This window comes from Nonomuraea sp. NPDC001684, assembly GCF_053596515.1.
In genome coordinates, this window is sequence record NZ_JBSFGJ010000262.1 from 1 (window position 1) to 13579 (window position 13579).

Here is a 13579-nt window from a genome sequence, read left to right on the forward strand (position 1 = left end):
ACCGCGCCCACCTCCTCGCCCAGCTCGTCGTGCGGGACGCCGATCACCGCCACGTCGTCCACCGCCGGGTGCTCGAACAGGGCGGCCTCGACCTCGGCGCAGTAGACGTTCTCGCCGCCCCTGATCACCATGTCCTTGGCGCGGTCCACGATGTAGACGAAGCCCTCCTCGTCGATCCTGGCCAGGTCGCCGGTGTGCAGCCAGCCGTCCACGAACGTCTGCGCCGTGGCCTCGGGCTGGTTCCAGTAGCCCATGATCACGTTCGGGCCGCGCACGCACAGCTCGCCCACCTCGCCGGCGGGCAGCTCGGCGCCCATGGGGTCCACCACGCGCACGTCCACGACGGCCGAGGGCATGCCGATGCTGTCGGGCCTGGCGTGGTACTCGGCGCCGCCGTTGCCGATGGCCAGGGCGGTCGTCTCGGTCATGCCGTAGCCGTTGGAGGGGGCGCGGTCGGGCAGGTTCGTGGTGATGCGCTCCAGCAGCTTGGGCGGGGCGGGGGCGCCGCCGTAGCCGAGGGTGGTCAGCGACGACAGGTCGTACTTGCCGAAGTCGGGGTGCGACATGAGCTGCCAGGCGTTGGTCGGCACGCCGATCATCGTGGTGACGCGTTCCCGCTCGATCAGCCGCAGCGCCTGCTCGGGGTCCCACTTGTACATGAGCACCACGCCGCCGCCGGTGAACATCGAGGTGATCATGGCGGAGAAGCAGCCGGTGACGTGGAACAGCGGCACGGTCAGCAGCGTCACCCGGCGCACGCTCGCCGCCGCGCCCGCGTCCTTGCCGGCCATGGTGACCGAGCGGACGAGGCCGTAGGCCACGGTCATGGGGGACTGGCCAAGGTTGCGGTGGCTGCCCAGCGCGCCCTTGGGCCGGCCGGTGGTGCCGGAGGTGTAGAAGATCGTCGCCGGGTCCTCGGGGGACAGCTCGACGTCGGGCAGCCGCACGTCGGGCAGCCGCACGTCGGCGGTGACCTCGCCCAGCACGTCGCCGAACGACCGCGCGCCCTCGGGCGCCTCGCCCCTGGTCACGATCATCGGCACGCCCGTGGAGGCCAGCCTGATCGCCCGCTCGCCGTCGGCGATCAGCACCTTGGCCCCCGAGTCGCGCACGCCGTAGGCCAGCTCGGCCTCCGTCCACCAGGCGTTCAGCGGTACGGCGATGGCTCCGGCGGCCAGCGCGGCCGAGAACGAGACCACCCATTCCGGGTAGTTGCGCATGGCGATGGCGACGCGGTCGCCCTTGGTGACGCCGTACTCCTCGACCAGGCGGCGGGCGAGGGTGGCGGCGCGGCGGAAGTGCTCCTCGAAGGTGATGTGCTCGTCCTCGTAGGCCAGGAAGACCTGCTCGCCGTGGAACCTGCTGGTCTCCAGCAGGGCGCGGAAGTGTGCCGGCGCGTGCTTCCACGTGCGTACCCCGGTGTCGCCGATCTCCTCGGTCTCGAAAAGCTGGCCGGGGCCGGTGAGCTGGGCTTGGACCTGGGCGTGCGAAAGGGACATGCGCAGAACTCCCGCATCAGACGATTCTTCTGGACTTTCACAGTACCGACCGGTAGGTACGTCGCGCTAGAGCAGCCAAAACCCTGGGCGGAGGTGCCCATGAAAGTTTCATGTAGAAGCCGATATTTTTCGCTCGTCAACTGCTCTTTTGGCGGCGGCGCGCGATCGGCATTGACCGCTCTCTTGCATGTCAATACCGTCTGCGATGCGATCCGCTGGGGATCGAAAGGTTTCGGAATCGAGTGCCTGCCTCCGGAGGTAGATGCCCGTGCTCTCGTCCCTGTCCGTCAGAGTCCTCGCGCTGCTGGGGATTCTCGCAGCATTCCTCCTCCCCGCCACCTCGGCCGACGCCTCGGCGCCCCTGCGCGCGCACGCGTCCGCCAAGGGCAAGTTCATCGGCACGGCGCTCGCCACCACCCCGCTGTCCGGCGAGACCTCCTACCGCACCATCGCGGCGACCGAGTTCAGCCAGGTCACCCCCGAGAACGCGATGAAGTGGGACGCCACCGAACCCAGCCAGGGCCAGTTCAACTACTCCGGCGCCGACGCGATCGTCGCCTTCGCCGCCCAGAACGACCAGCAGGTGCACGGCCACACCCTCGTGTGGCACAACCAGACGCCGGGCTGGGTGCAGGGCCTGAGCGCGACCGCGATGCGCGCGGCCATGCAGAACCACATCGCCAACGTCGTCGGCCACTTCGCCGACAACCCGGCCGTCGTCTCCTGGGACGTGGTCAACGAGGTCTTCGAGGACAACGGCAACCTGCGCACGTCGTTCTGGTACAACACGCTGGGCTCGGGCTACATCGCCGACGCCTTCCGCGCCGCCCGCGCCGCCGACCCCGACGCCAAGCTGTGCATCAACGACTACAACACCGAGGGCATCAACGCCAAGAGCACGGCGATCTACAACCTGGTCTCCTCGCTGCGCCAGCAGGGCGTGCCGATCGACTGCGTCGGCTTCCAGTCCCACCTGGCCATCCAGTACGGCTTCCCCAGCGACTTCCAGCAGAACCTGCAGCGCTTCGCCGCCCTCGGCGTCCAGGTCCGGATCACCGAGCTGGACGTGCGCATGCAGACCCCCAGGGACGCCACCAAGGACGCCACCCAGGCCACCTACTACCGCAACGTCGTCAACGCCTGCCTCGCGGTGACCGCCTGCCAGGGCGTCACGATCTGGGGCTTCACCGACAAGTACTCCTGGGTGCCCGACACCTTCCCCGGCCAGGGCGCCGCGCTGATCTACAACGAGAGCTACCAGCAGAAGCCGTCGTACACCGCCGTGCACGACGCCCTGGCCGGCGGCACCAGTGCCGACACCACCCCGCCCAGCACGCCGGGCGCCCCCACGGCGGGCAACGTCACCGCGAGCTCGGCCACCCTCACCTGGGCCGCCTCCACCGACACCGGCGGCAGCGGCCTGGCCGGCTACGACGTCTACCGCGAGCAGGGCGGCACCGACACCCGGCTCGGCCAGTCCACCGGCAACAGCATCAACCTGACCGGCCTGACCGCGGGCACCCAGTACCAGGTCTACGTGCGGGCGCGCGACGGCGCGGGCAACCTGTCCGGCGAGTCCCCGTCGGTCACCTTCACCACCCTCACCGGGGGCGGCGGAGGCGGCTGCACCGCCGCGGGCACCGTGCAGACCCAGTGGAGCGGCGGGTACGTCATCCAGCCCGTGACCGTCACCAACACCAGCACGTCCCAGATCAACGGCTGGACGGTCACCTTCACCCTGCCCGCCGGGCACACCCTGACCGGCTCCTGGAACGCCGCCGTCACCGTCAGCGGGCAGAGCGTCACCGCCAGGAACGCCGGGTACAACGGCACGCTCGCGCCCGGCGCGAGCACCAGTTTCGGGTTCCAGGTCAGCAGGCCGGGCGGCGACACCGCGACGCCGTCCGCCTACACCTGCGCCTGACCCGCGCAACCTCCCCGGGCGGACATGGCCACCGCCCGGGGACCCGCCCGCCGGCGCGGCGGGGGCACGGGAGGGTGCCCGAACGGGGCCCTTGGTGGGGCCTGCGCGCGGTGGTACACAGTGCACATGGCAGAGATCATCCTGTTGCACTCCGCACAGGGCCTGCGACCGGGGGTAACAGGGGCCGCGGAGGCGCTTCGCGCGGGCGGGCACGTCGTGCGCACGCCCGACTACTACGACGGCGAGGTCTTCGACGACCTCGAATCCGGACTGCGCAAACGGGACGCGATCGGCTTCGACGAGCTCGCGCGCCGCTGGCGGGAGATCGCCGCGCAGGTGCGCGGACCGGTCGTGTTCGCCGGGTTCTCGCTGGGCGGGTTCGGGGCCCAGCTCCTGGCCGCCACGCATCCGCTGGCCCGGGGGCTGCTGCTCTACCACGGCTGCGCGGCCGTGGCCGAGGTGAGCGCGCAGGGGTGGCCGGTCTCGGTGCCGGTGCAGCTCCACTACGCGGAGGGCGACCCGTGGGTGGACGCCGGTGACGTCCGCAGCCTGCGGACGGAGCTCGGGCCGTTATTCGAGTGCTTCATTTATCCGGGAAATGTGCACTTGTTCGCCGATCCCGATCTTCCCGGATACTCCGAAGAGTCGGCGGCGCTTATGTGGAAACGATCCCGCGACTTTATTGCGCGGATATAAGACGATTTCGCGGATATTTCGTACTTGGGTCTATCAAAAGGGGCGATCTTTACTTTATGATCTCATCGGCCCATCAAGATCGACGGAAGGATCGCTCATGACGATCGAGATCAAGAAGGTCGAAGAAGTCGAGACCACCGGAAACAGCAACAGCTGCTGACCTCTTCGGGCCTCCCGCGACGCGGCCCGACCCCGCGGGAGGCCCTCACTCGCCCGGGAGCCGCCTTCATGCCCAGGATTCAGGTGAATCCGGTCTTCCCCCTGTTCATCGACGACGCCCGCGGGCGCGTACGGCTCGGCGACTTCCCCCCGACCGGCCAGATCCTCGACCCTGCGCCGCCACCCCTGCGCCGCCTGCTGCGCCTGTGCGCCGAGACCCCCGTCGAGCAGTCCGACCTGTACGACCTCCTCGACGACCTCACCCCCGCCGAGATCGACTCGGCCGTCGAACAGCTGCGCGCGGCCCGCTTCCTGGTCACCGACGCCGAGCTGGTCACACTCGCCGCCGACGCCAGACTGTCCAGGTTCGCGCTGTTCATGGCCATGTTCCAGCCGGCCGACCGGGCCGTGGCCGCGCTCGGCGACCTCGCCGGCCGGCACGTGGCGGTGCTCGGCGCCGGCGCGATCGGCGGCCAGGTCGCCCTGCACCTCGCCACCTCCGGCGTCGGCCGCCTGACCCTGCTCGACGACGACCGCGTCGAGATCGGCAACCTGCACCGCCAGCACCTCTACACCGTCCGCGACCTCGGCCAGCCCAAGACGGCCGCGGCCGCCCGCCGGCTGCGCGAGCACTGCCCGGACGTCCGCGTCACGCGCGTCGAGCGGCGCATCACCGGACCCTCCGACGTCGTCACCGACGCCGACCTCGTGGTCAACACCGTCGACACCCCGCAGCCGCACATCCGCCGCTGGGTCAACGAGGCCTGCGTGCGGGCCGGCACGCCGTTCGTCACCGGCGGCTTCAACCAGCACGTCGGCCTGCTCGGCCCGCTGGTCGTGCCCGGCAAGACCGGCTGTCTGGCCTGCCAGGAGGCCGCCCTGGCCGCGCGGTACGGCTCCACCGTCCTGCCGGCCAACGACAACCCCGGACGGGCCATCCCGTCGTTCGGGCCGTTGTGCGGGATCGTGTCGGGCATGCTCGCGTCCGAGGTGATCCGCTTCCTGACCGGCACCGGCGACCCCGCCGTCGAGGGCCGCAGCCTCTGGCTCGACCTGCTCACGCTGACCACCACGGCCTACGACTTCGACCGCCGCGACGGCTGCGAGGTGTGCGGGTGAAGGCCGAGCCGCTGACGGACCTGTCGTTCCTCAGCGTGGTGGCCGACGGCCCGGACGACTACGTCATCGGCAACGGCGAGACGTTCGTCAACGTGCCCGGCGTGGCGGCGGCCGTGGTCGAGGCGCTCGACGGCACCAGGACGGCCGCCGAGGCCCGCGCCCTGGTGCTGGCCGAAAGCGGTCTGGACGTGGACGTCGCCGAGTTCGTGACCGGGCTCGGCGCGGCCGGGCTGCTCAGCCGGCCCCGGCGTCCGCCCAACCTGTGGGACCGGATCAGGCCCGGCCACGTGGCCTGGCTGTTCTCCCGCCCGGCGCACGCCGTGCTGGCCGCGCTGACCGTGTGCGCCCTGGCCGCGGCGGTCGCCAGGCCCGGCGTGCTGCCGTCGTTCTCCTCGCTGGTCTGGTCGGACAGCCTCACCTTCACCGTCGCCTTCGCCGCGGGCTCCTGGCTGCTGGTGCTGGTCCACGAGCTCGGCCACATCGCCGCGGCCCGGTCGCTCGGCGTGCGGGCCGAGCTGTCGCTCGGCACCCGCCTGCAGTTCCTCGTCGTGCAGACCAGGATCACCGGCATCTGGGGCGTGCCCAGGCGCGCCCGCTACCGCGCCCACCTGGCGGGCATGCGGGTGGACTGGTTCCTCGCCTGCGCCGGGACCTGCGTCCTGTACGCCGCCGACCTGCCCGTGGTGCGGCTGGTGGTGGTCATCTGCCTGTCGCAGATCGCCTGGCAGTTCCTGTTCTTCATGCGCACCGACGTCTACTACGCCATCGCCAACGCCGGCGGCAACAAGAACCTCATGGCTGACGCGCAGGCGTACCTGCGGGCGCGGCGCACCCGTACGGCGCCGCGCGGCGTCCGGGTGTACGCCTGGTTCCTCGTGGCAGGGCGGGTGCTCGGGCTGGCCTTCTTCGCGCTCTACACGGTCCCGGTGACGGTCGCCGTGTGCCGCCGGGCCGTCGAGGAGCTGCCGGGCTGGCAGCCGGTCGCCGCCCTGGCCGTGGTCGGCGCCGGCTGGGCGCTCTACCTGGCCGTCCTGGGCCGCCGCCTGCTCGCCTCCACCCGCAGTATGGCTCGCTCGTCCTCCTGAGACGGCTGACGTAGGGCGCGGTCCCGGCCGCCCCCTCCGCGGCCGGGACCGTGGCGATCAGGCGCCCCCGCGGCTCCTGGCGACGACCTCCTCCGTGGTGAGCGGTGCCTTCGGGTGGTGCGTCAGGCACATGGGCACGCGCGCCTTGGAGAACCCGCCGCCCTCACCGGCCACGTAGAACTCGCCCGCGCCCAGCCGGGAGATGTCCGGCACGTCGCCGCCGCCCTTGAACTGGGCCATCTCCCTGGCCGCGCTGATCTGGATCGGCGCGTTCAGCAGGCCGAAGAACTGCGTGGCGCAGTTGCCGGGGATCTGGTTGTGCAGCCCCTTGGGCGCCTGCGTGGCGAAGACCAGGCCCAGGCCGTACTTGCGGGCCTGGGAGGCGAGCAGCACCGTGCTGCGGGTGGAGACCGACGCGCCTCCCGCCGCGGGCGCGAACGTCTGCGCCTCGTCCATGACGAACAGCGCGCCCAGCGGACGGTCCTGGGCGGGGTGCCGCTTGAACCAGACGAACAGCTCCATCTGCAGCCGGCTGACGAAGCTCTGCCGCTGCTCCAGGCCCGGCAGCCCGGCCAGGCTGATCACCGAGACGCGGGCCCGCCGGCCCGGCGGCGGCGTCACCAGCAACCCGGGATCGACCGGCTCGCCGGCCCCGCCGAACAGCGGGTCGTTGTCCATCGCCGCGGTCAGCGACTGGGACAGGTCCGCCGCGATGCGCCGGGCGCTGGCCAGCTCGCTCACCCCGTCCGGCAGGTCGGCCAGGTACGCCGCGAACCCTCTCAGACTGGTCGCGCCGCCGCCTCCGTAGGCGGCCAGGGCCCGCCTGAGCACGGCCTGCCCGCGCAGCGCCTTTTCGGTGTTGGCGTCCAGCCTGACCCGCGGCACGATGAACGCGACCGCGGCCTCGACCGCCTCGGCGAACTCGTCGGGGTCGCCGGCCAGGCTCGCCAGGTCGGGCAGCGGCTGGAAGCTCAGCGGGCGTCCGCCCGTCCGTCCCGGCGTCCAGACGGTGACCTCGGTGGCCGCCAGGTACTCCTCGGCGCGGCGGGCGTCGCCCTCCGCCCACGTGCGCGGCGGCTCGGGCCACGGCTCGTCCAGCCGGGCCAGGTCGTTGTTCGGGTCCAGCACGATCGAGGAGACGCCGCGCAGCGCGCACTCCTCGACCAGCCGCCTGATCAGCACGGTCTTGCCCGAGCCGGAACCGGCGAAGATCGCGGTGTGCTTGCGCAGCGCCTCCAGCGCGATCCGCACCGGCTCGCCGTCCGCGATCCGCCGCCCGATCGTCAGGGAGTGGTCCTGGTCGCCGCCGTCCTGGCTGCGCGCCGTGACGGGGATCCCGGGGGCCGGTACGGCGGGAACGCTCCACGCGTCGGCCAATGCCTCGGTGAGGAAGCCGATCCCGGACGTCGGCCGCCGCGCGGCGAGCCAGGCGGCCAGGTCCGGCGGGCTCTCCGCGACCAGGGCGCGCAGCGCGGCGAGGGTCAGCAGGTCCTGGCGGCTCATCCGCAGCGTCCTGCCGCCCGCCCGCTCGAACGCCGCGATCGCCTCCCGCGTCGCCGGCCCCGGCGACCACGGGGTGTCGCGCAGCAGGAACAACCGGCGTTTGGGCACCTCCGCGTCGAGTCCGGCCGCCACGCACGCCTTGCGGAGGCGGTTCAGCGCCGCGTTGCCGTGCGTCGCGCTGACCGCGCGGAAGGCCCAGTGGACCTCGTCCTCCCTGCTCTCGTCGAGCGTGCGGCGCAGCCGGGCGTGCAGCGGGGGCTTGGCGCTCGGCGGCGGGTCCAGGCTGAAGGCCCGGCTGGCCTCACCCCGCTCGGCGATCCACGCGGACAGCCCGGCGGCCAGCAGCGCGGGCATCGCGGTGTCCTCACTGGCCTGGTCGATCACCGGAGCCTGCGCGGCCGCCAGCAGCTCGGCGAAGCGGGCGTCGAGCGCGGCGAGATCGGCGGCGCCGGCCGCCGCGACAGGGCCGGCGTGGTCAGCGGGACGCGGCGCCGCCTCCGCCGTGAACCCGGTCAGCTCCCTGACCTCGCCCTCCAGCAGGCAGGCGCGGACGTGCCGGTCGATCCGGATGAGCAGCTCGCGCGGGGTGAACCCGGGCGCCTGCTCGAACGCCTCCGGCCGGACCGGCCACGTCGGGTAAGGCGGCTTGACGCCCGCCTCGCCGTACTGCACCTCGAAGCGCGTGGCGACCAGGGAGCGGGCGGTGGCCGCGTCGGGGATGGTCATGAGCGGGACCGCCTGGCGGAAGCGGTCGCGCACGGTGTCGACCGCCACCTGCTCGATGAGCGCCCACGTGGCGGGGATGCAGGTCACGACCGTCAACGTCCGGCGGGTGACCTCGCGCAGCGCCATCAGGCCGCCCGCGATGCGCTCGATCATGAGCTGCTCGGCCGGGTCGTGCCCGGCGCCGCCGTAGGTGGTGACCCGGGACTGGGCGACGAGCGGGTCGATCTGGTCCACCGCGACGATCGTGGGGCCGGTGAGCGCCATCAGCCGCGAGAGGTCCCTGACGATCTCCTGCGGCGTGCGCCCGAGCTGCCGGATGCCCCAGCGGGCCCGCTCGCCCGGCTCGCCCTCGGGCGCCGACGACAGGTACGACTCCCCGAGGTCCTGCAGCCCCGGATCGTCTCCGGCCAGCAGGACCAGGGCGCGCGCGGCGTCCTGGCTGTCGCGGCCGACCTGGCCCCCGACGCGGCGGAACGCGGTGACGAAGGCGTCCAGCTCGTCCCGGGTGAGGCCGCGCTTGCCGGTGATCGAGCGGCGGGCCATGCGGGACAGCCCCGCCATGATGGCCAGGCGGTCCAGGAGCACGGTGAGCTGCGTCTGCCCGTCGTGGCGGGGCCGGGAGAGGCTGTCCAGCAGGGAGACCACGATGCTCTCCCAGAACCCCTTGGCGTCCAGCAGGCCGACCAGGACGAAGTAGCCGTCCTCGCGCTGGGCGCGTTCGCGCAGCCAGCCGAGCAGGTGGGTCTTGCCGGTGCCGCGCTGGCCCTGCACGACCACGCCGATGGGGCTGCTGTCCGGCCGGTGGGCGGCCTCGGCCAGCCCGTCGAGGAGGATCTTCGTCGACGCGCCGTGCAGGCCGTCGACGTGGAAGGGGGAGCGGCGCCACACGTCGTCGGCGCCCTCGGTGTAGTTGAACGTCAGCGCGGCCAGGTCCGCGATGCCGCCGCCGCTCACAGCTCGCCGATCCACAGCAGATGCTTGTCCTGCCCGCCTATGATCACCGCCGCTTCGCGGTCCTCGGGCGTGAGCGTCTTCTGGTTCGACTCCGGGACCAGGTTCACGTCCGGGAGGCGTTCCATCAGGACGAGCGTCTCGTCCACCTCGTGCTTCGGCACGGCGGGGAGCAGCCGCCGGAGCGGGGTCAGGCTCACCCACGAGCCGGGCGCGGCGGCCAGCTCGGCGTACGCGGCCCGGATGCGGGACTCCAGACCGGCGGGAACGACGTCCGGCTCCGGCTGGAAGATCTCCGACAGCCGCTGGTCGGTGCGCCGCATGAACCGGGGCAGCCATTCGAGCAGGGCCCGCGCGATGGCCCCCGACGAGCCGGTCTGCGGCGGGATCGCCCCCGCCCGCAGGTCCTCGGCCAGCCTGGCCCACCCGGAGTCGGTGAGCACGTGCACGAAGGCGCGGCCGCCCCTGGGCCGGTGGCTCTCGACCAGCTTCAGGTCGTTGAGCTTCAGCCGCCGCTGACCGTCGATGGTCAGCCTGTAGTGCTCCTTGAGCTCGCTGTTGGAGACCTCGCGGGCTTCGACGGCCAGCACCAGCAGGGCAGTGAACTCGGGCAGGGTCAGCCCTTTGTCCGGCATATCTCATCCTTCCGCTCTGCGGCGGTTCCGCAGAAACTGGCCGATCTGACGGACGACGGTGTCCATGTCAGTCATCACCTGAGCATCGGGAAAGCGCAGCACGGCGTAACCGTCGAGTTGCAGGAGCACGTCCCGCTGCCGGTCCGCGGCGAACTTGGCCGGCGCCCGGTGGTCGGGGCCGTCGATCTCCACGACGCACCGCTCCCGCTCCCAGAGCAGGTCCACCCGGATCGGCACGGCCAGCGGCCCCGGCCGGTACGTCTGGTTCCAGGCCCGGCCCCCGGCCCACGCCCGCGCGGACAAGGCGGCCTCCAGCGCCCGCTCGCTCGCGCTGCCCGGATGCGGCCTGCCCGCCACCGGCGGATACGCGACGGCGGGCGCCCGATCGGCGGTCGCGGGAACCGGGACGGCCTCGCGGGCGCCAACTGCAGCTGCCGGGAGCGGGTTCGCGGGGAGCGGGGTGGCGATCGTCCGCACGCGGTCGTCGTGCAGGGGCGCGCCCGCCAGCCAGACGCCGGCCCGGCCCCGGTGCGCCAGCCACTCGCACCCGGCGACCAGCACTTCCCGGGCCGCCGCGCCGAGCCCGTCCGGCACTCGTACCAGGACCGCCAGCCGGGCCCGGCCGAAGCTGTCGGCCAGCACCCTGACCAGCCCCGCCGCCCGGACCTCCGGCGCCAGAGCGCTGGGTGCGCCCGTCAGCGCCCGCCGGGCCAGCTCGGCGAGGAACGGCCCGAAGTGGCCGGTCACCGAGGCCCTGCGCAGGGCCAGCGCCTGGACCGCGGCCACGTTCACCCCGGACGGGCCCTCGATGCCCTCGGCCCCCGGTAACCAGGCCGGGAACAGCGCGATGGCCGCCTTGTCCAGCTCACGCAGGACGGAGGCGGCCAGGTCGGCGACGGAACGTTCCTCGGCGGCGAAGTAGGTGACGACGGCCGGGGCGTCGTCCGGCAGGGGATCGAGGGCCAGCGCCACGGCGTCGGGGTCGGCGTCGAGCCGTACCACCTGGCCGATCGGCAGCTCTGCCCACGACGGCACGGCTTCCCTGCCCTCACAAGATCGGAAACGTCGGCACTTGGGAGGGTAACCCCGTCCCTAGCGGGCTGTCACCCAGACCGGGGACGCAGCCTCCACGGACGGAACGTGGGCGCGGGTCAGCAGGGCCTGGGACACGCTCGCCTTCACCAGGGCCGCCGTCCGCACCACCGGGACGAGCGTGAGCGCGAACAGCAGGCCCACCGCCGTGTTGAACACCACGAACGGCACGGTTCCGGTGCCGAGGCCGAGCAGGGCGGGCAGGCCGCCGTCCACGCCGGGGATCGCGGCGATCGCCCAGCCGTAGACCGGGAAGGTCAGGCCGAGCAGCGCGCCCGCCCACCACACCGCGCTCACGACGGCGGCGGCCAGCGAGACCGGGAAGGTGATGATCGCGTGCAGCAGGTCCATCGCCGCCTGGCCGGAGGCCAGCGGGTTCATCATGCGGCGGAAGGAACCCGCCCCCGCGGGGGTCTGCGCGTAGCGGGGGCGGGCGATCGGGTGGCCGAGCACTCCGGGGAGCGCGGCGCGCTCCAGGTCGGCGAAGTGGCGGGCCATGGCGGCGGTGGCGGCCAGGACGGGCAGCCCGACGAACACGACCGCCGAGCCGAGACCGGCCGAGACTCCGGCGACGGCGAGGGTGAAGGAGGCGGCGGCCGTGGGGAGGCCGAGCAGGGTGTAACGGGTGTCGGTGGCGACGCGGTGCCGGAGGGTTGTCATGGCTACGACGCTACGGGCCCGGCGGGGGAGCGCTCGATCCTGGCGGCGGGCCACTACGTGGTAGGGCAGGCCCTACCACCCCTCCCGGCGGACCCCTGGGGAAACGGTCCCCGCTACCGCGGCTGGTCCACCCGGATCACGGTCAGCTCCTGTGGACGCACCGGCTCCCGGCAGTGCGCGCACACCGTGAGCGGCTCCAGGGGCTCGCCGCACGAGTGGCGCCACACGGTGGGCGGCTCGCCCTCGGTGACGTACCGGTCGCCCCAGTCCATCAGGGCGAGCAGGACCGTGTGCAGGGCCTGGCCCGACTCGGTGAGGACGTACTCGTGGCGCGGCGGGTGCCGCTCGTACGGCACCCGCTCCAGCAGGCCCACCTCGACCAGCTTGCGCAGCCGGGCGGTGAGGATGTCGCGGCTGGCGCCGGTGTTGCGGGCGATCTGGTCGAAGCGGCGCACCCCGAGCATGATCTCGCGCATCGCCAGCAGGCTCCACCGCTCGCCCACGACGGCCAGCGCGTTGGCGATCGAGCACTCTCTCGGGCGGGACAAGGCCCCTCCGCTCAGGTAGGTCCGGATTTCCAACTTACCATCAGGCGGCCCGTCCAGGGATGGCGGCGAGCAGCTCGCGGGTGTAGTCGGCGCGCGGCGAGCCGAAGATCTCGGCCGCCGTGCCGCTCTCCACGATCCGGCCCGCCTGCATCACGTGCACCCGGTGCGAGATCATCCGGACGACGGCCAGGTCGTGGCTGATGAACAGGTAACTGAGCCCGAGGTCGCGCTGCAGCTCGGCGAGCAGCTCCAGGATCTGGGCCTGGACCAGCACGTCCAGCGCGGAGACGGCCTCGTCGAGCACGACCAGCTCGGGGGAGAGCGCCAGCGCCCGCGCGATGGCCACCCGCTGCCGCTGGCCGCCGGACAGCTCGTGCGGCAGCCGCTCGGCCACCGACGCCGGCAGCGACACCTTCTCCAGCAGCTCGGTGACGGTCCGCGCGCGCTCGGCCGGGGTGCCCACCCGGTGCACGCGCAGCGGCTCGGCGATCGACTTCTCGACCGTGTAGCGGGGGTCGAGCGAGGCGTACGGGTTCTGGAAGACCGGCTGCACCCGGCGGCGGAAGGCGAACAGCTCCCGGCGGCCGAGCGAGGTCAGGTCGGTGCCGTCGAACAGGATCCGGCCGGAGGTGATGCCGTCCAGGCCGAGCAGCAGGTTCGCGGTGGTCGACTTGCCCGAGCCCGACTCGCCCACGACCGAGACGGTACGGCCGCGCGGGATCGTGAAGGAGACCCCGTCCACCGCCGTGAACTCCCCGGCGCCGCCCCGCAACGGGAACACTTTGCGCAGGTCCTCCACCACGACCAGGTCCTCGGCGCTCTCCTCGGGGCCGGGCTCGGCCACCCGCACCGACGACAGGCTCGGCACGGCCTTCAGCAGCCGCCGGGGCTCACCGTGGACGCGCAGGGCGTCCCGGTGGAGACGCGGGGAGCGGTGCACGTGCCGGCCTCGCCGCGATCGTCGATGAAGCCGCTGCAGGCG

The 13579-nt window shown here is 72.8% G+C and carries 11 protein-coding genes; 4 read left to right on the top strand and 7 right to left on the bottom strand.

Features of this window, described 5'->3' with window-relative positions; genetic code table 11:
• On the bottom strand, positions 1–1499 hold a 1499-nt coding region (locus ACWCSD_RS33905; RefSeq protein ID WP_449921033.1), incomplete at its 3' end, for an AMP-binding protein.
• Positions 1500–1761: 262 nt separating this feature from the next.
• On the opposite strand from ACWCSD_RS33905, the gene ACWCSD_RS33910 reads away from it, so the two are divergent.
• The 4 genes from ACWCSD_RS33910 to ACWCSD_RS33925 all read left to right on the top strand — a co-directional run bounded on the left by ACWCSD_RS33910 (position 1762) and on the right by ACWCSD_RS33925 (position 6482).
• Positions 1762–3423, top strand: a complete 1662-nt coding sequence (locus tag ACWCSD_RS33910) for an endo-1,4-beta-xylanase (protein ID WP_449921036.1) — start codon at positions 1762–1764, stop codon at positions 3421–3423.
• Between the two features lie 126 nt (positions 3424–3549).
• Complete coding sequence (locus tag ACWCSD_RS33915; protein WP_449921039.1) at positions 3550–4119, top strand: dienelactone hydrolase family protein; 570 nt, start codon at positions 3550–3552, stop codon at positions 4117–4119.
• Positions 4120–4347: 228 nt separating this feature from the next.
• Complete coding sequence (locus ACWCSD_RS33920) at positions 4348–5397, top strand: TOMM precursor leader peptide-binding protein (protein WP_397165429.1); 1050 nt, start codon at positions 4348–4350, stop codon at positions 5395–5397.
• Positions 5394–6482, top strand: a complete 1089-nt coding sequence (locus ACWCSD_RS33925; RefSeq protein ID WP_449921042.1) for a hypothetical protein — start codon at positions 5394–5396, stop codon at positions 6480–6482. Before ACWCSD_RS33920 ends, ACWCSD_RS33925 begins: the two co-directional genes overlap by 4 nt.
• A 57-nt stretch (positions 6483–6539) precedes the next feature.
• Here the strand turns inward: ACWCSD_RS33925 and ACWCSD_RS33930 are convergent, their stop codons facing one another.
• The 6 genes from ACWCSD_RS33930 to ACWCSD_RS33955 all read right to left on the bottom strand — a co-directional run.
• Positions 6540–9680 (bottom strand): ATP-binding protein, encoded by a 3141-nt coding sequence (locus tag ACWCSD_RS33930; protein WP_449921045.1) that lies wholly within the window; start codon positions 9678–9680, stop codon positions 6540–6542.
• Entirely contained in the window at positions 9662–10297 is a 636-nt protein-coding gene (locus tag ACWCSD_RS33935) for a hypothetical protein (RefSeq protein WP_397165423.1), read from the bottom strand. The genes ACWCSD_RS33930 and ACWCSD_RS33935 overlap by 19 nt, the downstream gene beginning before the upstream one ends.
• 3 nt (positions 10298–10300) lie before the next feature.
• Positions 10301–11332, bottom strand: coding sequence for a DUF559 domain-containing protein (locus ACWCSD_RS33940; protein WP_449921049.1), 1032 nt, complete (start codon positions 11330–11332; stop codon positions 10301–10303).
• 57 nt (positions 11333–11389) lie between these two features.
• The gene (locus ACWCSD_RS33945) at positions 11390–12049 is read right to left on the bottom strand and encodes a sensor domain-containing protein (protein ID WP_449921052.1); all 660 of its coding nucleotides are present in this window, start codon (positions 12047–12049) and stop codon (positions 11390–11392) included.
• 113 nt (positions 12050–12162) lie between these two features.
• On the bottom strand, positions 12163–12597 hold the full coding sequence (locus ACWCSD_RS33950; RefSeq protein WP_358285834.1) for a winged helix-turn-helix transcriptional regulator: 435 nt from the start codon (positions 12595–12597) through the stop codon (positions 12163–12165).
• 40 nt (positions 12598–12637) lie between these two features.
• Positions 12638–13579: ATP-binding cassette domain-containing protein (locus tag ACWCSD_RS33955; protein ID WP_449921056.1), on the bottom strand; the 942-nt coding region annotated here is incomplete at its 5' end.

What these genes read in the sequence shown, in the direction of transcription:
- ACWCSD_RS33910 (WP_449921036.1), top strand. Translation starts at nt 1,762, where the DNA reads ATGCCCGTGCTCTCGTCCCTGTCCGTCAGAGTCCTCGCGCTGCTGGGG.
- ACWCSD_RS33915 (WP_449921039.1), top strand. Translation starts at nt 3,550, where the DNA reads ATGGCAGAGATCATCCTGTTGCACTCCGCACAGGGCCTGCGACCGGGG.
- ACWCSD_RS33920 (WP_397165429.1), top strand. Translation starts at nt 4,348, where the DNA reads ATGCCCAGGATTCAGGTGAATCCGGTCTTCCCCCTGTTCATCGACGAC.
- ACWCSD_RS33935 (WP_397165423.1), bottom strand. Translation starts at nt 10,297, where the DNA reads ATGCCGGACAAAGGGCTGACCCTGCCCGAGTTCACTGCCCTGCTGGTG.
- ACWCSD_RS33945 (WP_449921052.1), bottom strand. Translation starts at nt 12,049, where the DNA reads ATGACAACCCTCCGGCACCGCGTCGCCACCGACACCCGTTACACCCTG.